We start from the raw sequence: 22,226 nt of genomic DNA, 5'->3' as shown, positions 1-22,226 counted from the left end.
GCGCGGGACGGGGGAGTGGCAGCATATGCAAGGGCGCGGGCGCGGGCGCGGGCCCGCGGAGCAGCATCGCGGGCCGCGCGGCCACATGCGTCAGCCGAAGCGGAAGCCCGAAAGCGCTTTGCCGAGCACCGTATCGGCATAGGCGTGATGCCCCGCATCCCCGCCCGCTGCGCCTGCCGCCACCATGAGCGGGATGAGGTGCTCCTCCTGCGGGTGGCAGAGGCGGGCGGCCGGCGCCTGTTCCCACCGCGTGAGGGCCGCTTCCCGTGCCGCCTGCGGCTGGCGCACAGCCTCGGCAAGCCAGCCGTCGAATGCCCGCGACGCTTCGCCAGCGCGCGGATCGTTGGTGAAGAAGCCGCGCAGGTTATGGTAGCTCATGCCGGAGCAGAGGATCAGCACGCCCTCTTCCCTGAGCGGCGCGAGCGCCCGGCCGATCGCGATATGCGCCGCCGGATCGAGATCGTTCCGCACCGAAAGTTCCACGACCGGAATATCGGCCTCGGGAATGGCGATCTTGAGCGGGATGAACATGCCATGGTCGAAGCCGCGCTCGGCATCCTCGGCGCAGGGGTGGCCGGCCGCCCTCAGCAGCGCGGCGATGCGGGCGGCAAGCGCAGGCTCGCCCGGCGCCGGGTAGGTCAGGCGATAGGTCTCCTCGGGAAAGCCGTAATAGTCGAAGATCAGCGGCGGCTGGGCGCCCGCCGTGACCCGCAGATCCTGCGTCTCCCAATGGCCGGTGATGCTGAGGATCGCGCGCGGTCGCACCCCCACATCGGCCGGGATGGAGCGGAGGAAATCCGCCATCCGGTCCCAGGTGCCGGGGCCGCCGGGCGGCGGATTCATGAAGAAGCAGGGGCCGCCGCCATGCGGAATGAAATAGGTGGGAAGCCGATGGGAAGGCGTGCTCATGGACCTGTCCTCCGGGCGGTGATGGCGAAGCTTACCGCAACTTTGAGCGCGACGTACTGGCCGCTGCTCCAGGCGCCCTGGCCGACGCCGTAATCCGTGCGGGTGAGATCGACCGCGCCCTTCGCCTTCGCCTCGTCACCCGCGATCGTGAGCGCGAAGGGCAGCGCAAGGGGCTTCGCGATACCGCGAATGGTGAGCATGCCATCGGCCTCATAAGCGCCGGGCCCGGTCTGGCGAAAGCTTTTGGCGATGAATTGCGCTTTCGGAAAGCGGCTCGCGTCGAACCAGTCCGCGCCCGGCAGCGCGCCATCCTTCTGCGGATCGCCGGTCGCCGCACTCGCGGTCTCGATCGTGATCGCGGCATGCCCGGCTTCGGGATGCGCCGGATCAAAGACGATGGTGCCGGAGAATTTGCCGAAATGGCCGGAGAAGGCAGCCCCGCTCTGGCTGCCGGTAAAGCCGAGGCTGCTCTGCCCGGGCAGGATCGTCCAGGTCGCCGCCTGAGCGGAGACGGCGGCGAGGAGCAGTGTTGCGGAAGCGAGGCCGAGGGCGCGCAGCATGGAGATCTATCCTTGGTAGCTTCGGGGAGAGGAAGCCCGCCGCCACGGCCGCGGCAGCATGCGGTCGAGGATGCCGTCCCGCTTGATCACCTGGTGGCGGAAGACGGCGCCGAGATGCAGGCCGAGAAGGCCGATCAGACCCCAGGCGCCATAGGCATGCACCCGGCCGAACACCGCGCTGAGCCGCGCCTTGTCCGCGAGATGGCCGAGCCACGGCAGATCCGGCCAGCGGATGAGGCCATAGAGCACGGTCGGCAGGTTGAAGGGCGAGGTGGAGACCACGACCCAGCCGGTCAACGGCAGGGCGAGCATGAGCGCGTAGAGCAGCCAATGCGCGCCGTGCGCGGCGCCACGCTCCACCCCGCTCATGCCGGCGGGCAGTGCCGGCGGCGGCCGCAGGCAGCGCCAGGCGAGGCGCAGCACCGCCAGCAGCAGCACGGTGATGCCGATCGACTTGTGCAGCTGATAGAACCTGAAGGTGGCGAGCGGCCCGATCTTGCCGGGCCACTGCGTCATCAAAAGGCCGATCGCGATGAGGGCGAGGATGCCGGCCGCGATCAGCCAGTGCAGCAGGATGGCGACCGCCGTGTAGCGCGGTTCGCTGACGCTCGGCCGGGCCAGGGGCATGGCGCTCGCCCTCCTTGCGCTGGCCGTCTAGTTCTGGTGCTCGAAGGCGCCGCTGAGGATAAGGCCCACCTTGTCCCCGATCAGCGGCTCGTAGGTCTTGACCCCCCATTCGGCGCGGGAGAGCGTGCCCGTGGCGTTGAAGCCGATGGTATAGGCCTTATCGAGCGGGTTGACGCCGCCGCCGTTGAAATGGGCGACGAGGCTGACCGGGTGTGTCTGCCCGTGGAAGGTGAGATCACCGGTGATGATGCCGGTATCCCGCCCCGTCACGCGGATCTTGGTCGATTTGAAGGTGATGGTCGGGAACTGGGCGGCGTCGAACCAGGTGGGGCTCTTCAGCTCGCCATCCAGCTTCGCGTTCGTCGTCGTCACGCTGTCCGCCGGGAAGCTGATGTCGAGCGCGCTCTTCGCCGGGCTCTTGGGATCGAAGCTCAGCGTGCCACTGGCATTGCTGAAATCGCCGTACCAGGTGGTGAAGCCCATGTGGGAGACGGCGAAGAGAATGCGGGTGTGATAGGGCTCGACCTTATAGGTGCCGGGCAGGACCTTGGCGGCGCTGGTGGTGGCGACCTGGGCGGAAGCGGGCGCGAAGGCGGCGAGCGACAGGGTAGCCGCGAACGCGGCCCCGAGCAGAAGCGTGCGGAGCATGGTTATCCTTGAAGCTTAGGGGAAAGAGGCGGAGGGGGCCGGCCGCGCCGGCCCCTTTGGCAATCAGAAGGCGAGGCCCGCGATCTTCGCCTTCGCATCGGCCGCAGCCTTGGCCGCCGATTCGGCGCCGAGGGCGATGCCTTCGGCGCGCACCACCGTCACGTCGGTCAGGCCGATGAAGCCGAGCACGGCGCGCAGATAGGGTTCCTGGAAGTCGTAGGTCTTGTAGGGACCATCGGAATAGACGCCGCCCGAGGCGAGCAGCAGATAGACCTTCTTGCCGGTGACGAGGCCCTGCGGCCCGCTCTCGGTATAGCGGAAGGTGCGCCCGGCGCGGACGATATGGTCGATCCAGGCCTTGAGCGCCGAAGGAATGCCGAAGTTATACATCGGCGCGCCGATGACGATGATGTCCGCGGCCTCGATCTCCCCGATCAGCGTATCGGAAAGCGCAATCGCCTGCTTCTGCGCCGGGGTATGCTGTTCCGGCTGGGCGAAGAGGCCGCCCAGGAGATCGACGCCGAGATGCGGCACTGCCTCGGCCACAAGATCGCGGGTGAGGACGGTGGCATCGGCATGCGCCGCCCGATAGCCGGCCAGGAAGGCTTGCGTCAGATCGCGGCTGACGGACCCCGCAAGATTGGCACTGCTTTCGATGACGAGAAGTTTGCTCATGGCAACGGCACCCAAAAAGTTGATTGGGCGCGAGAAAAGCGCAAAATTTCCTTCTGAGAAACTGATAAAATATCGTGCGTCTTAATCGTATTTCTTGATAGAGTAGCCACATGCTCTTGCACGGCCTTTCGCTCGACCAGTTTCAGGTCTTCGTCGCGGTCGCGGAGACGGGCAGCTTCTCGGCTGCCGCCCGGCGGATGAACCGCGCGCAATCGGCCGTGACCTATGCGGTGCAGAAGCTGGAGCAGCAGCTCGGCCTCATCCTCTTCGATCGCGCCGGCTACCGCCCCGCCCTGACCGAGGCGGGCGCCGCCCTGCTGCCGCGGGCGCTGCGCATCGTCAGCGAAGTCGGCGCCTTTTCAGACCAGGCGCGCGGCATCGCCCAGGGGCTGGAGGCCGAACTCGCCCTCGTCGTCGATGCCATGTTCCCGATGGAGCGGATCGTCGGCGCGCTGCACGAATTCGGCGAGCGCTACCCGACGGTGCCGACGCGCATCTTCGTCGCCTCCATGGGGCGGACGCCGGAACTCGTCTCCGATGGCACCTGCATGCTCGGCATCGCGCTGGTCTTCGCCTCGGAAAGCAGCAGCGAGCTGACGCTGCAGCCGATCGACATGGTGGAGATGGTCGCCGTCGCCGCCACCTGTCATCCGCTCGCCAAGCTCGGACGTCCGATCGGCCGCGATGAATTGCAGGAGCATGTGCAGCTGGTACTGACCGACCCTTCCGGCCGCACCGCCCAGCGCGACCACGGGGTGCTCTCGCGGCGGAACTGGCGGCTGGCCGATCTCGGCGCCAAGCACACCATGCTGCTCGGCGGCTTGGGCTGGGGCGGCATGCCGCGCCATATGGTGGAAGAGGATATCGCGGCCGGGCGCCTCGCCCTCATCCAGCCCGAGGAATGGGAAAGCAGAGTCACGCTCTCCATGGCCCTCATCCACCGGCGGGACCGCGTCTTGGGGCCGGCCGGGCGCTGGTTGTCGGACTGGCTGATCTCTGGCAAGCCGGGCCGGCGGCGCCCCGGCGCGGAAGCCGCCTAAAGGAGGGATGATGGCCTTGCTGCCGCTGCGCGATGCGACTGAGGATGATCTGCCGGCGATCCTCGCCATTCTGAACGACGCCATCCTGCACAGTACCGCAAGCTGGCAGACCGCCCCCAACAGCCTGGAAAGCCGGCGGCAATGGTTCGCCGACCGCCGGACGCTCGGCCAACCGGTGCTCGTCGCCACCGCGGCAGACGGCACCATCGCCGGCTTCGGCGCCTATGGCCCCTTCCGCGCCTATCAGGGCTACGCGCTGACGGTGGAGCATTCGGTCTATGTCGATGCGCGGTTCCGCGGCCAGGGGCTTGGCCGCGCCTTCCTCGCAGCCCTCCTGGCGCATGCCGGGAAGGCCGGCATGCATGTCATGGTCGGGGCGATTTCGGCCGAAAATGCGGTCTCGATCCGTCTGCATGAAAGCTTCGGCTTCACCATCACCGGCCGCATGCCGGAGGTCGGCCGCAAGTTCGACCGCTGGCTCGAACTCGTGCTGATGCAGAAAATCCTCGGCTGATCAGCCGCGCGCGGCGCCGGCAACCGGCTCGAAGCCTTCGAATTCGGGCGGCCCGATGGTCAGCGGCTTGGCGCCGCCGGCCGCGGCATGGGCCATGCGGAAGGCTTCCGAGCGCGTCCAGCCCTCGAAATCGGCGCGGGATTGCCAGATGGTGTGCGAGGCGTAGAGGATATGGTCCTCGCGTTCCGGCCCGCGCAGCAGGTTGAAGCTCACGAAGCCGGGCACGGTATGGAGCTGGCTATCGCGCCCAATCCAGCGCTCCTCGAAGGCCCCAGCCTCGTCCTTGATCACCCGGAAGCGGTTCATCGCCACGAACATCGCTGTCGTCCCTTCCCTCACTCTTGGCGGCGAGACTAGCCCATGGCTTGATGCCCGGCCAGACGAGGGAGGACGAGAGGCATGCGCCTGAAGCGCAAGACGACCGCAGAGCAGTGGCAGACCGGCATCGTCCATCTCGGGCTCGGCGCCTTCGCCCGCGCGCATCTCGCGCTCTATACCGAAGATGCGGGAGAGCATGGCTGGGGCATCCTCGGGGTCAGCCTGCAGCGGCCAGACCAGCGCAACCACCTGGCGCCGCAGGATTTTCTCTATACCGCACTCGAACGTCGGCCGGAGGGCAATGCGCCCCGCCTGGTGACCTGCCTCACCGGCGTCCTGGTCGCGCCGGAAGACCCGGAAGCCGTGCTCGCCGCGCTCAGCGCCCCGGCCACGCGGATCGTGACCCTGACCATCACCGAGAAGGGCTATTGCCACGATCCGGCGACCGGGCGGCTCAACTGGTCCCACCCGGTCGTCGCGCATGATCTGGCGCATCCGGAGGCGCCGGAAGGCGCAATCGGCTTCATCGCGCAGGCGCTGCGGCGGCGCCGGGCGGCGGGGCTGCCGCCCTTCACCGTGCTGACATGCGACAATCTGCCCGCCAACGGCCGCCTGGTGCGCGGCCTCGTCACCGCTTTCGCCGCTCGGCTGGACACAGCGCTCGCCGCCTGGATCGAGGCGGAAGGCGCCTTTCCCTGCGCCATGGTGGATCGCATCGTGCCAGCGACGACGGAGGCCGATATCGCCGAGGTCGCGCGCCTCACCGGTCAGGAGGATGCCGCCCCGGTGGTGCACGAGCCTTTTCGCCAATGGGTGATCGAAGATCGTTTCGTCGGCGGCCAGCGCCCGCGCTGGGAGGCGGGTGGGGCGCAATTCGTCTCCGAGGTCGAACCCTTCGAGCATATGAAGCTGCGCATGCTGAACGGGGCGCATTCCGCCCTCGCCTATCTCGGCTATCTCGGCGGGCATGAGACGATTGCCGATACGATGGCCGATCCGGCCTATGCCGGCTTCGTCGCGCGGCTGTGGCGGGAGGAGATCATCCCCGTGGTGCCGCCGCCGCCGGGCACGGATCTGTGGGCCTATGCGGCGGCGCTGGCCGACCGCTTCCGCAACCCGGCGATCCGCCACCGCACCTGGCAGATCGCGATGGATGGTTCGCAGAAGCTGCCGCAGCGCCTGCTCGGCACCATCCGCGAGCGGATCGCCCGCGGCCTCTCCTACCCCTGCCTCGCCCTCGTCATCGCCGGGTGGATCCGCTACGTCGGCGGCACGGATGAGCAGGGCACGCCGATCGACGTGCGCGATCCACTCGCCGCCCGGCTGCGTGCCGAGCCCGAGGCGGATGGCGGCGCGCGTGTCCGCGCCGTGATCGGCCTGCGCGAGATCTTCGGCGATGATCTGGCGAGCGACGCGCGCTTCGGCGCGGCCGTGGCCGCCGCCTATGCCGATCTCTGCGCCCAGGGCGCCCGCCGCGCCGTCGGCGCCCGCGCGGCGGGAGAGGCCGCCAGCTAGCTCGCAGCACGCGGCCTGCCGCCGCGGCGGCGGGCCGGTGCATGCGGAGGGCAATCGTTACGACTGCGCTGGCGGCGCAGGGTGGTTCTTGCTAGGATAATTTAGCAGGGACATCGCCGCCCGCCCGTTCCGAAGCCTGCCGACCCTTTCGCCTCCCGGTGCTATCTCCGCCCCTCACGGCCATCGCCTCGCGGCGCAAGGAAGAGCAAGCCATGCCCGAAGCCCCTGGCCGGCCCGCCGCGCCTTCGGTGATGATGACCGTGCATCTGCGCCCGACGCAGGAGCAGGCCTTCGCCGATTGGCAGGCGCGCTTCGCCCGTACGGTCGCCTTGGCGCCGGGCTTCATCAGCATCGAGATCATCCCCGCCTATGCCGGGGCGCCGGAATGGCGCATTCTCCTCCGCTTCCAAAGCCCGGCCGCCCTCGAAGCCTGGCAGGCGGGGGCGGAGCGTGCCACCCTCCTCGCCGCGCTCGGGCCCCTGCGGGCAGATCCCGCGCGCGCCCTCGCCGAGGAATGGGCGCCGGATTTCCATTCCCTCACCTCGGTCACGGAAGTGGTCGCGACCGAGGTGGAGCCGGGCCGCCAGCAGGCCTTCCAGCTTTGGGCGGAGCAGATGCAGGCGGCGCAGGCGCGCTTCCCCGGCTATATGGGCACGCTCATCCAGGCACCGCTCGCCGCCGAACTGCCGTATTGGACGACGCTCGTGCGCTTCGCCTTGCCCGAGCAGTTGGAAACCTGGCTCGCTTCGGCCGAACGGCGGGTGCTGCTCGCACGGGCCGATCCTGCCGTCTCCCGCTGGCAAAGCCGGCGGCTCGCCAATCCTTTCGCCGGCTGGTTCCCGTCTGAGGGCGAGCAGCCGCCGGTTCCCGCCTGGAAGCAGAGTTGCCTCGTCCTCCTGGTGCTGTTTCCGGTCGTGATGCTCGAACTGCGGTTCCTGATGCCGCTGCTGCACCCGCTGCCGCCGCCGATCGCGACCTTCATCGGCAATGCCCTCAGCGTCGCCCTCGTTTCCTGGCCCTTGATGAAGCTCGCCATCTGGCTGCTCGGCTGGTGGCTGGCGCCGAAAGCCGCCACCCGCGCGCGGGACGAAGGGCTCGGCCTGCTCTGCCTCTGCGCCCTCTATGCGGTGGAGATCGGCGTCTTTCTCCCCGCCTGGTGACGCCTCACCTTGCCACTTCCCTCCTCCGTTGAAAGATCACATACATGACCAGCGATGACGACCGGACTTTCATGGCGCGTGCGATCGAACTCTCGCGCCTTACCTCGATGGTAGAGAGCGCCGGTGGCGTTTTCGGCTGCGTCATCGTCAAGGATGGCAAGATCATCGGCGAAGGCGCCAACCGCGTGGTGGCCGAGAACGACCCCACCTGGCATGGCGAGATGGAAGCCATCCGCAAGGCCTGCAAGGCGGAAGGCAGCTTCAAGCTGGAGGGTACGACGCTCTATACCAGTGCCGAACCCTGCCCGATGTGCATGGGCGCGATCTATTGGGCCGGCATCAGCAAGGTCTTCTACGGCGCCAAGGTGGAAGACGCGCTGCGCTACGGCAATTTCGACGACAGCAAGATCTACGCCGAAATCCGCAAGCCGACGGAGGAGCGCGAGATCCCGATCAAGGAGCTGATGCGGGAAGAGGCCGTCGAGATCTGGAAGATGTACGAGAAGAAGGCGGACAAGGTTCCCTATTAAGGGAAGTCGGCAGCAGCGCTCAGGCCCCATCGGGGCCCGGGCGCCAGGCGCCTTCTACCGGTTGCCCTGTTCCTCCTCCGCCACCGCCTCTCCCGGCCGGTGATAGAGCCCGGCACATTCCGTTGCCAGCACACCGCCGGTAAAGGCGAGGTCCTGGCGGAAGGCATCGCGGATGAAATCCATCGTGTCGAAATGCCGGTCCTCGAAATACATGTCATGCACCTGGTGCCGTTCCGCCCCATAGACGATGCGGGAGACATGCGCCCAGATCGAGCCCATGGCGCACATGCCGCAAGGCTGCAGCGTGGAATAAAGCGTCGCGCCGCGCAGATCCGTCCCTTCCTGCGCCGCCGCCGCGCGGATCGCCACTATCTCGGCATGCGCCGTCGGGTCTTGCCGTTTGGCGACTTCGTTGACCGCCTCGGCGATGATCCGCCCGCCGCGCACGATGACGCAGGCGATCGGCACGGCGCCATCCGCATCCCCCGCCGCCCGGGCGAGCGAGACGGCGCGCGCCATATAGGCCGCGTCTTCCGCCTCGGCCGGAACCGGCTTGCCCCCGGTCATGCTGCCTCCAAGATCAGGGTAGCGAGCGGCGGCAGGGTGAGGGTGAGCAGCGCGGGCCAGGCCTCACCCGCTTGCGCGGTGGCTTCCACCCAGCCGCCATTGCCGAGGTTCGAGCCGCCATATTGCGCGGCATCGGAATTCAACACCTCCCGCCAGCCGCCGGCCCGCGGCACGCCGAGGCGATAGCCTTCGCGCGGCACGGGCGTGAAGTTGCAGACGATAAGGACCGGCGGGTCGCCCTCCCGCCCCTGGCGAAGATAGGCGAAGACGCTCTGATCCCGATCGTCGAGCACGACCCAGCGAAAGCCTTCGCCCTCGCAATCCTTCGCATGCAGCGCCGGCAGCCGCCGATAGAGCGTGTTCAAATCGCGCAGCAGCGCCTGCACCCCGGCATGGGGCGGCTCGTCCAGCAATGACCAGTCAAGCGGCGCGTCGTGGTTCCATTCCCGCCCCTGCGCGATCTCGCCCCCCATGAAGATCAGCTTCTTGCCCGGATGCGTCCACATGAAGCCGAGATAGGCGCGCAGATTGGCGAATTTCTGCCAGGCATCACCCGGCATCTTGCCGATGAGCGAGCCTTTGCCATACACCACCTCGTCATGCGACAGCGGCAGGATGAAATTCTCCGAAAAGGCATAGACCAGGCCGAAGGCGATTTCATCGTGATGCCAGCGGCGATGGATCGGCGGCTGCGACATGTAGCGCAGCGTGTCGTGCATCCAGCCCATGTTCCATTTGTAGTGAAAGCCGAGCCCGCCTTCCGCGGCCGGGCGGCTGACGCCGGGCCAGGCGGTGCTTTCCTCGGCGATCAGCACCGCGCCGGGGCAGCGCCCGCGCACCACCTCGGAAAGCTCGCGCAGGAAGGAGATGGCTTCGAGATTCTCCCGCCCGCCATAGATGTTCGGGATCCACTCACCCTCGCGGCGGCTGTAGTCGCGATAAAGCATGGAAGCGACGGCATCCACCCGCAGCCCGTCCACATGATAATGCTCCAGCCATCGGAGCGCGCTTGCGATGAGGAAGCCGCGCACCTCGTTGCGGCCGAGGTTGTAGATGTAGGTGTTCCAGTCCGGATGGAATCCCTCGCGCGGATCTTCATGCTCGTAAAGCGCCGTGCCGTCGAAGCGGGCGAGGCCATGCGCATCGCCCGGGAAATGCGCCGGCACCCAATCGAGGATGACGCCGAGCCCCGCCGCATGGCAGCGATCGACGAAGCAGGCGAAGCTTTCCGGCGGGCCGAAGCGGGCGGTCGGCGCGAATTGACCGAGCGGCTGATAGCCCCAGCTGCCGCCGAAGGGATGCACCATGATCGGCAGGAACTCGACATGGGTGAAGCCCATCTGCACGGCATAGGGGATGAGTTTCTCGGCAAGTTCCGCCCAGCAATCCTTGCCCGCCGCATCCTCGGGCAGCCAGGAGCCGGCATGCACCTCGTAGATCGAGATCGGCTGGTCCCGCGCGCCGGCGATCATGCGATGCCCTGTCATCCAGGCCTCGTCGGTCCAGACGAAACGGTCGTCCACCACGATGGAAGCAGTCCCGGGCGCGGCCTCGGCGCCAGCCGCCACCGGGTCGGCCTTGAGCGGCAGCAGGCGCCCATCGGGCCCCAGCAATTCGTATTTGTAGAGCGCGCCGGGGCCGACGCCGGGGAGGAAGATATCCCATACCCCAGCGCCAGGATGATAGCGCATCGGATGGCGCCGCCCGTCCCAGTTGTTGAAGGCTCCGACGACGGAGACGCGGCGCGCATTCGGCGCCCAGACTGCGAAGCGCGTGCCGGCGACGCCGTCCATCCGCACAGGGTGGGCGCCGAGCGCGCGGGCGAGATCCTGATGCCGGCCTTCCGCCAGCAGGTAGAGATCGACCTCGCCAAGCGTCACGCCGAAGGCATAAGGATCATCGATGATGCGCTCCCCATCCTGATCGGTGATGCGCAGGCGATAGGGCATCTGGGCCGCGACCGGCCCGCTCCAGAACCCGTCGGGATGGATCAGCGACAGGCTGCCGAGCGAGGCGCCGCCCTCGCGCGCCAGCGCCTCCACGGCGAGCGCACCGGGATAGAACACCCGCAGCGCCGGGCCCATGCCATCCTCATGCAAGCCGAGCAGGCCGAAGGGATCGCCGTGCCGCCCTTCGATGAGCGCCTCGACGGCGGCCGGATGCGGCCGGTACTGCTCGGCGGGACGATCGTTCATCGCGGTGCCTCCCCCAGGATGGTCTCGGCCAGCGGCACGAAGCTCCGCAAGGGAATGCCGAGCCAGGCGGGACGGTTGAGGATTTCGTAGCGGATTTCGTAAGCCGCCTTCTCGATCAGGAAGAGATCAAGAAGGCTCGCCTCTGCGCCGATGGTGGCGGAAGCGTCCGGCATGGCGACGATCGCCTGGCGATAGGCGCTGAGGAAAGCCGCCTCGGCGACATCGCGGAAGGAGGAGAGCAGCGCGCCGTAGCGCTCCGCCGCATTGGGCGAGAGGGCGGCGATGGACGGCGCGGTCGCCGCTGCCGCCGCCGCATAGTCGAAGCTCCGCAAGACACCGGCGACATCGCGCCAGCCGCTCGATTTCATCCGCCGCTCGTCGAGCGGCCGGGCCGGCTCGCCCTCGAAATCGATGATATAGGCGTCGTTCTGCACCACCAGCACCTGGCCGAGATGCAGATCGCCATGAATGCGGGTGCAGAGCGCGCCTTCCGCCCGCCGCGCCCGCGCCTCGATCGCGCCCGGCAGGGATTGTGCCGCCGCCAGCGCACGCGCGGCGAGTTGCGCTGTCTCCTCATCCGGCCAATCGCTGCGCGCGGCGAGCAGCTCCGCCGCCTGGCGCACCTGATCGATCGCGGATTGCGCCCAGGCGCCGAGGATCGCCGCATCGGCGCGTTGCGGGGCGAAATCCGCATCCATCGTCGGTTCGGCCAGCACCGTATGCAACTCGCCCAGCCGCTGGCCGAGCGCTTCGGCGAAGCGCGTATAGGTGGCGAAAGGCTCGTGATCCTCGCCCGCCTGATCGCTGCCCAAGCGGGCTGCCTCCTCGACACTGCGGGCGAGGTAGCTCAACGTCCAGCTCCAGGCATCGCCCTGGTTGCGGACGAAGGTCTGCAGAATCATCAGTGTATGCGGCGTGCCATCCGCCCCGATGCGCACCACATCGCCGAGGAAGGGCGCGATATTGGCGAAGCCCTTGAGCGTGAGATGCCGTGTCATCTCCACCTCGGGGTGAATGCCCGGGCTCACCCGGCGGATGAGCTTGAGCACTGCTCGATCGTCGATGATTTGCGAACTGTTGGATTGTTCGGCCGAGAGGCGCCGGATCTCGGCCGCCTCCAGCGGCTCCGTGCCCAACTCCTCCTGCAAGAGCGGGCTCGGCCGGAACTCGACCCGGCCGCCATCGGCGAGCGGCAGGGAGGTCGCGCGCGCGAGGCTGAGGAGCACGGCGCGCGTGAAGGGATCGGCCGCGAAAGCATCCGTGAGCAGGCCGACGCGGCGGAACTGGCGCACCCGCGCGAGGGCCAGTTGCTGCACCAGAGGCGAGACGCCATCGCTCGTCTGCTCCCAGGCGATGGCGAGCGGCAGGAGATACCGGCTCACCAGCGTGCCCTGCCGCGTCTCGATTTCGCACAAGAGCAGATCGGCAGCCCCCGGCAGCGGCACCGCGAAGGAGAGGCCGAGCGCATCGAGTGCCGCGCCCTTGCTCGCGAACCACCGCCGCATCGAGACATAGGCCGGCAGGATCTCGCGCTCCAGGTTGCGCCAGACGGCAGGCGTTGTCACATCGGCGATGCCGCTGCGCAGCACGAGGGTGGTGAATTCGGGCAGCGGCTCCGGCGCCGGGGTATGCCAGGCGGGAAGCTCCGCCTGCTCGGCGAGCAGGAACCAGAAGCAGCCATAGGGCGGCAGGGTGAGGAGATAAGGCAACTGGCCGATCGGCGGAAAGATCGACCCGCCGACCATATCGACCGGCACGCGGCCGACGAAGGCCGAAAGATCGAGCTCCACCGCCTGGGCGGTGCGCGCCAGGTTGCAGACGCACAGGATAGACTCGCCCCCCTCGCCCAGGATCTCGCGCAGATAGGCGAAGATCTTGCGGTTGCCGGGATAGAGGAAGCGCAGGCTGCCACGGCCGAAAGCCGCATGGCTTTTGCGTACGGCGAGCATTCGCCGCATCCAATGCAGCAGGGAGTGCTGGTCCGCCTCCTGCGCTTCGACATTGAGCGCCTGGAAGCCGTAGAGCGGATCCATGATCGCTGGCAGCACCAGCGACGCCGGGTCCGAGCGCGAGAACCCGCCGTTGCGATCGTAGGACCATTGCATCGGCGTGCGCACGCCATCCCGATCACCGAGATGGATATTGTCGCCCATGCCGATCTCGTCCCCATAATAGATGACGGGGGTTCCGGGCATGGAGAGCAGGAGCGTGTTCATCAGCTCGATCCGCCGACGATCCCGCTCCAGCAGCGGCGCGAGGCGACGGCGAATGCCGAGATTGAGCCGCGCGCGCCGATCCCGCGCGTAGGTCTCCCAGAGATAATCCCGCTCGCTATCCGTCACCATCTCGAGCGTCAACTCGTCATGATTGCGGAGGAAGATAGCCCATTGGCAGCTGTCCGGAATCTCCGGCGTCTGGCGCATGATATCGGTGATCGGAAAGCGATCCTCGCGGGCGATCGCCATGTACATCCGCGGCATCAGCGGAAAGTGGAAGGACATGTGGCACTCGTCGCCATCCCCGAAATAGACCTGGGCATCCTCGGGCCACTGGTTCGCCTCGGCGAGCAGCATGCGCCCGGGTGCATGCGCATCCATCGCCGCCCTGATGCGCTTGAGGACGGCATGGGTCTCCGGCAGGTTCTCGTTGATCGTGCCCTCGCGCTCCACCAGATAGGGCACGGCATCCAGCCGCAGCCCATCGACCCCGAGATCGAGCCAGAAGCGCATGACATCGAGAACCTCCTCGATGACCGCCGGATTGTCGAAATTGAGATCAGGCTGATGGGCATAGAAGCGGTGCCAGTAATAGGCCTGCGCCTCCTCATCCCATGTCCAGTTGCTCTTCTCTGTATCGACGAAGATGATGCGCGTGCCCGCGTATTTCGCATCTGTCTCGGACCAGACATAGAAATCGCGCTCGACCGATCCGGGCGGCGCACGGCGGGCGCGCTGGAACCAGGGATGCTGGTCGCTCGTATGGTTGATGACGAGTTCGGTGATCACCCGCAGGCCACGCTGATGCGCGGCCTCGATGAAGCGCCGCACATCGTCGAGCGTGCCGTAATCGGGGTGCACGTCGCGGTAGTCGGCGATGTCGTATCCGTCATCCCGTCGCGGCGAGGGGTAGAAGGGCAGCAGCCAGATCGCTGTGACCCCGAGCTCGGCGATGTAATCGAGCTTCTGCAGCAGGCCCGGGAAATCCCCGACGCCATCATTGTTGGCGTCGAAGAAGGATTTGATGTGCAGCTGGTAGATGACCGCATCCTTGTACCATTGCGGATCATCGAGGCTGGCGGCCGGTTGGGAAAGGAGGTTATCCATCGTCAGAAGGTCTCCGCCTCGACGCGCCATAGCGCGAAGGGAAAGCTCGGGTCGAGCGTGATGCGCTGCCATTTGCCCTGCCAGCGCGCTGGGCGGTCGGGGACGAGATCGGTGAGCGTCATGCTGCCGTCATCCGCGATACCCCATCGATAGAAGGGAATCTCGGTATTCGCCGCCTGCGGGTTGAAGGGATCGAGGCTGACAGCGACGATAATAACGTTGGAACGGTCGGGCGTCGCGCGCTCATAGATCATGACCTGCGGATTGTCCGAGGGCAGGAAGCGCAGGCCGAGATGGGATTGCAGCGCCGGGTTGCGCCGCCGCAGCCGGTTGAGCAGGGTGATTTCGGCGACGATATTGCCCGGCCTCTGCCAATCCCACTGTTTGAGCTGATATTTCTCCGAATCGAGATATTCCTCGCGCCCCGGCAGCGGCGTCGCCTCGCACAGTTCGAAGCCACTATAGACGCCCCAGAGGCCGGAGAGCGTGGCGGCAAGGCAGGCGCGGATGAGATGCCCCGCCCGCCCCGAGGTCTGCAGAAAGACCGGGTTGATATCCGGCGTGTTGACGAAGAAATTCGGGCGGAAGAAATCCGCCTCCGGCCCCTCGTTAAGGCTCGCCAGATACTCTTCGAGTTCCGCCCGCTCGTTCCGCCAGGTGAAATAGGTGTAGGACTGGTTGAAGCCGATCTTGGCGAGCCTGTTCATGATCTTCGGGCGGGTGAAGGCTTCCGCCAGAAACAGCGTGCCGGGATAGCGAGCCCTCACTTGCGCGATCATCCACTCCCAGAAGGGGAAGGGCTTGGTATGCGGGTTATCGACGCGGAAGATGCGGATCCCCTGCTCGCACCAGAAAAGCACGACGCGGGCGAGGGCCACCCAGAGATCGGGCACCGCATCGCGCGCGTAGAAATCGACATTGACGATATCCTGATATTTCTTCGGCGGATTCTCGGCATATTTGATCGAGCCGTCGGGCCGCCAGTCGAACCAGCCGGGATGCTCGGCGAGCCAGGGATGATCGGGCGAGCACTGGATGGCGAAATCGAGCGCGATTTCGAGGCCAGACGCCGCCGCCGCCGCGATCAGGTGGCGAAAATCCTCGAAGCTGCCAAGCTCCGGGTGCAGTGCGTCATGCCCGCCCTCTGCGCTGCCGATGGCATAGGGGCTGCCCGGATCATCGGGCCCGGCATCGAGGGAATTGTTGCGGCCCTTGCGGTTGGCGCGGCCGATCGGGTGGATCGGCGGGAAGTAGAGCACATCGAACCCCATGGCGCGGATGCGGGGAAGGTGCCGCTCCACATCGCGGAAGGTGCCGTGGCGGGCCGGATCGTCGCTCATCGAACGTGGGAAGATCTCGTACCAGGATGCGAACTGGCTCTCCCGCCGGTCGGCATCGACCTGAAAGACCGGCGAGCGCAGGCGGAAGGGCCGCGGGTCGGCGGCCGCCATCAGCGCCGCCACCTCCTGCGAGAGCAGAAGCGCGATTTGCGCCGCGGGCGCCATCGCATCGAAACGCTCAAGCACGGGCTGCAAGGGCGCGCCTGCCGCTTCGATCAGCCCCCGCCCCTCCATCAGCTCCACCCCGAGATCGAGCCCGGCCTGATGTTTCTTCGTCAATTCATCCCGGTAGGTTGCAAAGACATCCCGCCAGGCTTCCACGGCGAATTCGTGCAGCCCGATGCCGGCGAGCGGGAAGGCCGCCTCCCAGCGATCGTTGACGCGGAGCGCCATCGGCACCTCCGTCCACTGCGCCTCGCCCGCGCGGCGGTGGAGAAGGACGGCCGCGAGCTTATCATGCCCATCGCAGAGAAGATCGGCCGCGACCGTCACCATCTCCCCCGCCAGCCGCTTGACGGGGAAGAGCCCGCCATCGACCGCGGGGGAGACCGCCTCGATCGCGATGCGCTGTCCCTCGCCGGCCGCCTCGCGGGCGGTCGCGTCCAGCGCCGGGGGTGTGGGGCGGGCCGGCTCTTCGGCGAGGAGGTCAAGCCGGGCCAGCGCCCCAGGGTCGAGCACGATCGCAGGCCCGGCGGAGGGCGCCTGAAAGCGCCCGCCGCTCGCCGCGAGCAAGGGGCCGAGCGCCAGGGAGTGCCGCTTTTTGAGCGCCGGGTTGAGGCAGTAGAGCGCGGCGGCGGCGCCGCGTGGTGCCCCCTCTCCCTCACGCAGCAGGGCGATCGCCGGGGCGGCCGGGGCCGAGAGCAGACGCGCCGCGCCGCGACCGGGCTTGGCTGCCATGGCGTTGGCGGCGCGAATGGTCTCGGCGAGCCGGGGCGGGGTCGGCGCCTGCGTCTCGGCTCGGCCGAGCCGGAGGGACCAGCTGCGCGCCTCGCCGGTTTCGAAGCCCATCGGCAGGAGCAGCCCCTCGGCGAGGCTGACGGCTGCGTGGAGCGCGCGGGCTTGCGCCGCCGGCAGCAGGGCGGCATCGCCGAGCTGGGCGGCAAGGCGCGGGCCGAACGGCGCTTCCACCGGCGCGATGACGGGGGCGACGGCGCGAAGCGCGGCCAGTTCATCCCACAACCACTCGGCGCGATAATCCCACCAGGGCAGGGAGCAAAAGGTCGCGTCCAACCCCGCACCTTGCAGCTCGGCCAGAGCGTCCCGCGCGAGCCCCGGGGTCCAACCCAGCAGCTCCGCCGCCGTCGCCGCGCGCAGCCCTTCGATAAAGCCACGCCGGCAGGGGCGTGGGATGGCCGCGAGGTCGATACGAAACCCGCCGATGCCGAGCCTTTCCCAAGCACCGAGGCGCGCCGCCCAGAAATCCCCAAGCCCGGCGGCGGCGTGCGGCCAATCGGCCAGTGCCGCTTCCGACGAGCGGCCGTAGCGGCGCGGATCGAGCGCCCCGTGCGCGGGGTTGGGAAGAAAGAGCGCCCCCTGTTCGCGCGCGATCGGCCCGCCATCGGCTACCGCACCGGGCAGCAGATCGAGCAGCGGCGTCAACCCGCGGGCGCGCGCCTCAGCCGCGAAATGGCGCAGGGCATCCTCGGCGCTGCCGGACCAGCCGAGAGCGCCATGCACCGCCTCGAAGCTCAATGGCAGATCAAGCGCGGGCCCGGCGAAGATCGGCGCCGAGAGCACATGGCTGAAGCCGAGGCCGGCAGCGTGGTCGAGAAGGCCGGACCACTGCTCCAAAGGGCCGGCCAGCAGGGGATGGATCATATAGATGCGCGGCGGCGACGCCGATTGGTGCCCGGACTTCACGCGGCCGTGAGGGGTGGGATCGGTGATGTTCGCCTGCGCTGCCATTCGCCATTCTTTCCGTCATCCTCGGCCATGAGGTAGGCGCACCATCGCGAATTGCCAGGGCGGGATATGCACGGTTTTGTTTCCAAAATGTCCAGGTCAAAAATCGGTGTGCACCCGTCACGTCTGCCGGACGCGAGAAATAATGTTGAGTTTACAACATTATGCGCCAGCGCCACGGCCCGGCGCGGACGCGGCTTTTCCCGCCGCGCGCGAGGCTCTAGTCTCGCGCCTCCTCACGAAAGAGCGACCTCCCGATGCTGCTGATCTGCGGTGATGCCCTGATCGACTTCCTGCCCGATGGCCCGGCACTGAGCGGCCAGCCGATGCCGCCTTATCGGCCGTTCGCCGGCGGCTCCTGCCTCAACCTCGCCGCGGGTCTCGGCCGGCTCGGGGTTGCGGCCGGCTTCATGGGCGGCCTCTCGACCGACTTCTTCGGCAGCTTCCTGGCCGAGACCCTCGGCGCCGCCGGGGTTTCACTGCACTATGCGGCGCGGATGGCGGAAGGCACCACCCTCGCCTTCGTCCAGCTCACGGAGGAGGAGCCGCAATACGCCTTCTACGACCGGCAGAGCGCGCTGCGGCTCTGGCATCGCGCCGCCTCGCCGCCCCCCGGGCCCGAGGTCCGGCTGCTGCATATCGGCTCCGTCACGCTGACCGAGGGGCCGGCGGCAGAGGAATCCGCCGCTCTGTTCGCGGCGGAGAAGGGGCGCCGGCTGCTCTCGATTGATCCGAACTGCCGCCCCGGCCTCGCCGCTGACGAGGCGGACTATCGCGCGCGGCTGCTCGCGCTCATCGCGCAGGCGGATATCGTCAAGCTCTCGCAGGCCGATCTCGCCTTCCTTCTGCCCGAGACCGCGCCGGCGGCGGCAGCGCGGGCCTGGCTCGGCGGCGGCGCCCGCCTCGTTGTGCTCAGCCGCGGGGCGGAGGGTGTTTCCGCCTTCATGCCGGGCGCGGAGGAGATCACCCAGGCGGCGCATCCGGTGCCGCTGGCCGATAGCGTCGGCGCCGGCGATAGCCTGATGGCGGCGCTGCTCTGGCGGCTGGAGCGGGCCGGCCGCCTCGATCGCGGCAGCATCGCCGGCCTCACCGAGGCGGAGGTGCGGAGCGCCCTCGCCTGGGCGGTGCGGGCGGCCGCCCTCACCTGCGGGCGGCGAGGCGCGGATCTGCCCTGGGCTGCCGACCTCACCGAGGCTTGAGCGCCGCTAGGGGGTTGTCCGCCGCTTCCCCGGCGCGCACCATAGGCCGGTCAGGACAGCGCCCAGCGGAGAGAGCCATGCCCATCATCAACCGCATCGCGGATTTCCATGCCGATATGACGGCCTGGCGGCAGGATCTGCACGCCCATCCCGAACTCGGTTTCGAACTGCCGCGGACCAGCGCCAAGGTCGCCGAAAAGCTGCGGGAATTCGGCCTCGACGAGGTGGTGACGGGGATTGCTAAAACCGGCGTGGTCGGCGTCATTCGCGGCCGCAACGCCGGCAACGGCCGGGCGATCGGGCTGCGCGCCGATATGGATGCGCTGCCGATCCTGGAAGAAACCGGCGCGCCCTACGCCTCGCAGACGCCGGGCGTGATGCATGCCTGCGGGCATGACGGGCATACCGCCATGCTGCTCGGCGCGGCGCGCTACCTCGCCGAGACGCGCAATTTCGACGGCACCGTCTATGTCATCTTCCAGCCGGCCGAAGAGGGCGAGGGCGGCGGCCGGGTGATGGTGGAGGAAGGGCTGTTCGAGCGCTTCCCCATGGACAAGGTTTTCGGCCTGCACAACTGGCCGGGCCTCGCCGCCGGCACTTTCGTCTGGCGCAATGGGCCGATCATGGCGGCGACGGGCGAGATCACCATCACCATCACCGGCCGAGGCGCCCACGCCGCGAAGCCCAATGAAAGCGTCGATCCCATCCTGGTCGCCGCCCATATCGTCACCGGGCTGCAATCCATCGTCTCGCGCAATATGGAGCCGACGGAGGCGGGCGTCGTCACCATCGGGCAGATCGCCTCGGGCCATGCCGATAATGTCATCCCCGAGCGGGCGGTCATGGGCGGCACGGCGCGGTGGTTTTCCCCCGCCGTCGGCGATGTCTTGGAAGCCGGCGTGCATCGGGTGGCGACCGGCGTTGCCGCCGCCTTCGGCGCCGAGGCCAAGGTGGTGTTCCGCCGCAACTACCCGGCGACGGTGAACGACCCAGAGGCGACGGCGCTGACGGTCAAGGCCGCGCAAAGCGTGGCGGGCGAGGCCCGGGTGCAGCCCATGGCCCGCCCCACCATGGGGGCGGAGGATTTCGCCTATATGCTGAACGCCAAGCAGGGCAGCTACATCATGCTCGGCACCGCAGCCCCCGCCGATGCGGCCAAGGGCGGCACGGCGGCCGGCCTGCACCACCCGCGCTATGATTTCAACGACGAGGTGCTGCCGGTCGGCGCCTCCTACTGGGCGACCCTCGCCGAGCAGCTGCTCACGCCCTGAGCCTGCTGCCGCGGATCGTGGCCTTGGAGCGCGGCGTTCACGCTCCGCCGCCGGACAATGACCGGCTGCGCTGCTTGAGCCCGATGCGGAGCGCGTCGGCCAGGGCTTTGAGGCGCGGCATGTTCCGCGTATCGCGATGCTGGGCAAGCCAGATCTCCCGGCTCGCCGCGCAATCGGCGACCCGGATGAGGCCCGCCTGCTCCGCCAGGTAATGCGCGAGGCAGGCGATGCCCATGCCGGCTTTGCATACAGCGAGATGCACGTAACGGCTATCGCTGCGGAGCGCGACATCCGCCTCGGGAAAGCTTGCTTCCAGGGCCTCGAACTCCGGCAATGCGGCGGTCTCGTCCGCGAGGAGGATGAGCCGATGCCGAGAGCCCGCGTCCATCGCAGGCCCATGCGCGTCGATATAGGCGGCGCTTGCATAAAAGCCGAATCCCATCTCCCCGAGTTTGCGGATGACGAGGTCGCCGCCGGCTGGGCGCGCCAGCCGCACCGAAAGATCCGCCTCGCGGGAGGCGAGGCTGAGCGTCTGGGTTCCGGTGATGAGTTTCACCCTGATCCCAGGATGGGTTTCGGCGAATTGCACAAGAATGGGCGCGAGCAGTTCGGCGGCCAAGGTCTCCACCGCGGTCAGGCGGATTTCCCCCGCCAGCCTCCCGTCATGCGCGGTAATCGCCCGTTCCGCAGCGAGCGCGGCAGCTTCCATTTTCTCGGCCTCGGCGAGAGCGATTTCGCCAGCCGCCGTCAGGACAAAGCCCCTCGGGGTTTTCTGCAACAGGCGCACGCCGGTACGGTCCTCGAAAGCGGCGAGGCGTCTGCCCATGGTGGATTGCTTGACATCGAGCGAGCGCGCGGCGGCGGATAATGTGCCCAGGCGGGCAACGGCCAGGAAATTGCGGAAGTCATCCCATTCGATCACCACCCACTCCCTATGCGAAAACGCATAATGATCCTGCCTGATTGGGCAATCCCGTGCCAGCCTCCGCATCGCTAGATCGCTGCCATCAACATCGTGCAGTGGAGTTTCAGATGAGCGAGACCGACACCTCCCATGACACCTCGACCGTAAACACCCGGATCTACGGCATCACCGCGGCGAGCGGCCGGCTCGGCCGCCTCGTGATCAAGCAACTCCTGCACTCGGTCCGCCCGGGCCACATCGTGGCGGCGGTGCGCAATCCGCAAGCTGCCGCCGACCTTGCGGCCCTGGGCGTGCAGGTCCGTCATGCGGATTACGATCAGCCGGCAACGCTTGCGCCGGCCTTGGCCGGCGTCGATAGGCTGCTGATGATTTCATCGAGCCTCACCTGGGGCCGCGTCCGGCATCATCAGGCCGTGATTGACGCCGCCAAGGCGGCAGGCGTGGGTCTGATCGCTTATACCAGCATGCTGCACGCCGATCACTCGGCCGCCAAGCTCGCGCAAGAGCATTTTCAGACGGAGGCCGCGCTGCACGCCTCCGGCATTCCGGCGGTATTCCTGCGCAATGGCTGGTACACCGAGAACTACCTAGCGGCGCTGCAGCCGGCCGTGCAGGCGGGCAAGATGATCGGCGCGGCTGCCGATGGAAAGATCTCCCTCGCCGCGCGTGCGGATTATGCGGCGGCGGCGGCGGTGGCGCTGACGACGGCGGAGGCGCCGGCGACCTATGAGCTTGCGGGCGACAGCGCCTGGACCTTGTCCGAGCTCGCCGCCGAGATCTCGCGGCAGGTTGGCAAGACAATCGCCTATGCCAATCTGAGCGAGGCTGAGTTCAGAAGCGCCCTCGTCTCCATAGGCCTGCCCGAGGATCTGGCGGACCTCCTGGCCGATGCCGATGCGAAAGCGGCCCATGGCGCGCTCTTCGATGACAGCAACACGCTGAGCCGCCTGATCGGGCGACCGACCACGCCGGTCGCGCACACGGTGCGCGAAGCGCTCAAGGGCTGAA

Annotated in this window: 19 protein-coding genes; 8 read left to right on the top strand and 11 right to left on the bottom strand. The window is 67.9% G+C overall.

Annotation, left to right across the window (positions count from 1 at the left end; genetic code table 11):
• Window positions 1-90: 90 nt before the first annotated feature.
• From ACYQ7X_RS05325 to ACYQ7X_RS05305, 5 genes are all read right to left on the bottom strand, one after another.
• The gene (locus tag ACYQ7X_RS05325; protein ID WP_459695819.1) at window positions 91-909 is read right to left on the bottom strand and encodes a DODA-type extradiol aromatic ring-opening family dioxygenase; all 819 of its coding nucleotides are present in this window, start codon (window positions 907-909) and stop codon (window positions 91-93) included.
• Complete coding sequence (locus tag ACYQ7X_RS05320) at window positions 906-1,469, bottom strand: YceI family protein (protein WP_459695818.1); 564 nt, start codon at window positions 1,467-1,469, stop codon at window positions 906-908. Before ACYQ7X_RS05320 ends, ACYQ7X_RS05325 begins: the two co-directional genes overlap by 4 nt.
• Window positions 1,470-1,475: 6 nt before the next feature.
• Window positions 1,476-2,096, bottom strand: a complete 621-nt coding sequence (locus ACYQ7X_RS05315; RefSeq protein WP_459695817.1) for a cytochrome b — start codon at window positions 2,094-2,096, stop codon at window positions 1,476-1,478.
• A 27-nt stretch (window positions 2,097-2,123) separates the two neighbouring features.
• A complete protein-coding gene (locus ACYQ7X_RS05310) occupies window positions 2,124-2,744 on the bottom strand; it encodes a YceI family protein (RefSeq protein ID WP_459695816.1) in 621 nt (206 codons plus the stop codon).
• Window positions 2,745-2,807: 63 nt separating this feature from the next.
• A complete protein-coding gene (locus ACYQ7X_RS05305; RefSeq protein WP_459695815.1) occupies window positions 2,808-3,419 on the bottom strand; it encodes an FMN-dependent NADH-azoreductase in 612 nt (203 codons plus the stop codon).
• Between the two features lie 110 nt (window positions 3,420-3,529).
• Here ACYQ7X_RS05305 and ACYQ7X_RS05300 point away from each other — a divergent pair, with 110 nt between their 5' ends.
• Window positions 3,530-4,459, top strand: coding sequence for a LysR family transcriptional regulator (locus ACYQ7X_RS05300; protein WP_459695814.1), 930 nt, complete (start codon window positions 3,530-3,532; stop codon window positions 4,457-4,459).
• A gap of 10 nt (window positions 4,460-4,469) precedes the next feature.
• Window positions 4,470-4,973, top strand: coding sequence for an N-acetyltransferase family protein (locus ACYQ7X_RS05295; RefSeq protein ID WP_459695813.1), 504 nt, complete (start codon window positions 4,470-4,472; stop codon window positions 4,971-4,973).
• Here ACYQ7X_RS05295 and ACYQ7X_RS05290 read toward each other — a convergent pair whose 3' ends face one another.
• A complete protein-coding gene (locus ACYQ7X_RS05290) occupies window positions 4,974-5,291 on the bottom strand; it encodes an antibiotic biosynthesis monooxygenase family protein (protein WP_459695812.1) in 318 nt (105 codons plus the stop codon).
• Window positions 5,292-5,372: 81 nt separating this feature from the next.
• Between ACYQ7X_RS05290 and ACYQ7X_RS05285 the strand changes: the two genes are divergently transcribed.
• The 3 genes from ACYQ7X_RS05285 to ACYQ7X_RS05275 all read left to right on the top strand — a co-directional run bounded on the left by ACYQ7X_RS05285 (window position 5,373) and on the right by ACYQ7X_RS05275 (window position 8,496).
• Window positions 5,373-6,806 carry a mannitol dehydrogenase family protein gene (locus ACYQ7X_RS05285; RefSeq protein WP_459695811.1) on the top strand — a complete coding sequence of 478 codons (1,434 nt, stop codon included), beginning with the start codon at window positions 5,373-5,375 and terminating at the stop codon, window positions 6,804-6,806.
• Between the two features lie 212 nt (window positions 6,807-7,018).
• A complete protein-coding gene (locus tag ACYQ7X_RS05280) occupies window positions 7,019-7,966 on the top strand; it encodes an antibiotic biosynthesis monooxygenase (protein WP_459695810.1) in 948 nt (315 codons plus the stop codon).
• A gap of 44 nt (window positions 7,967-8,010) precedes the next feature.
• On the top strand, window positions 8,011-8,496 hold the full coding sequence (locus tag ACYQ7X_RS05275; protein ID WP_459695809.1) for a nucleoside deaminase: 486 nt from the start codon (window positions 8,011-8,013) through the stop codon (window positions 8,494-8,496).
• Between the two features lie 54 nt (window positions 8,497-8,550).
• On the opposite strand, the gene ACYQ7X_RS05270 is transcribed toward ACYQ7X_RS05275, so the two are convergent.
• The 4 genes from ACYQ7X_RS05270 to ACYQ7X_RS05255 are packed head-to-tail and all read right to left on the bottom strand — an operon-like array spanning window position 8,551 to window position 17,826.
• Complete coding sequence (locus ACYQ7X_RS05270) at window positions 8,551-9,063, bottom strand: nucleoside deaminase (protein ID WP_459695808.1); 513 nt, start codon at window positions 9,061-9,063, stop codon at window positions 8,551-8,553.
• Window positions 9,060-11,258, bottom strand: coding sequence for a 1,4-alpha-glucan branching protein GlgB (gene glgB / locus ACYQ7X_RS05265; protein WP_459695807.1), 2,199 nt, complete (start codon window positions 11,256-11,258; stop codon window positions 9,060-9,062). The genes ACYQ7X_RS05270 and glgB overlap by 4 nt, the downstream gene beginning before the upstream one ends.
• A complete protein-coding gene (treS, locus tag ACYQ7X_RS05260) occupies window positions 11,255-14,581 on the bottom strand; it encodes a maltose alpha-D-glucosyltransferase (RefSeq protein ID WP_459695806.1) in 3,327 nt (1,108 codons plus the stop codon). Before treS ends, glgB begins: the two co-directional genes overlap by 4 nt.
• A 2-nt stretch (window positions 14,582-14,583) precedes the next feature.
• The gene (locus ACYQ7X_RS05255) at window positions 14,584-17,826 is read right to left on the bottom strand and encodes a maltotransferase domain-containing protein (protein ID WP_459695805.1); all 3,243 of its coding nucleotides are present in this window, start codon (window positions 17,824-17,826) and stop codon (window positions 14,584-14,586) included.
• Between the two features lie 254 nt (window positions 17,827-18,080).
• Between ACYQ7X_RS05255 and ACYQ7X_RS05250 the strand changes: the two genes are divergently transcribed.
• Both ACYQ7X_RS05250 and ACYQ7X_RS05245 read left to right on the top strand, forming a co-directional pair.
• A complete protein-coding gene (locus tag ACYQ7X_RS05250) occupies window positions 18,081-19,022 on the top strand; it encodes a carbohydrate kinase family protein (protein ID WP_459695804.1) in 942 nt (313 codons plus the stop codon).
• Between the two features lie 77 nt (window positions 19,023-19,099).
• A complete protein-coding gene (locus ACYQ7X_RS05245; RefSeq protein ID WP_459695803.1) occupies window positions 19,100-20,293 on the top strand; it encodes a M20 aminoacylase family protein in 1,194 nt (397 codons plus the stop codon).
• A 37-nt stretch (window positions 20,294-20,330) separates the two neighbouring features.
• Here the strand turns inward: ACYQ7X_RS05245 and ACYQ7X_RS05240 are convergent, their stop codons facing one another.
• The gene (locus ACYQ7X_RS05240) at window positions 20,331-21,215 is read right to left on the bottom strand and encodes a LysR family transcriptional regulator (RefSeq protein WP_459695802.1); all 885 of its coding nucleotides are present in this window, start codon (window positions 21,213-21,215) and stop codon (window positions 20,331-20,333) included.
• Between the two features lie 110 nt (window positions 21,216-21,325).
• Here ACYQ7X_RS05240 and ACYQ7X_RS05235 point away from each other — a divergent pair, with 110 nt between their 5' ends.
• Window positions 21,326-22,225, top strand: a complete 900-nt coding sequence (locus ACYQ7X_RS05235) for an NmrA family NAD(P)-binding protein (protein ID WP_459695801.1) — start codon at window positions 21,326-21,328, stop codon at window positions 22,223-22,225.
• Window position 22,226: the final 1 nt, after the last annotated feature.

Source organism: Acidisoma sp. C75, from assembly GCF_054665095.1.
Note: the sequence above shows the minus strand (reverse complement) of the source record. Positions and strands in the feature narration are given on the sequence as shown.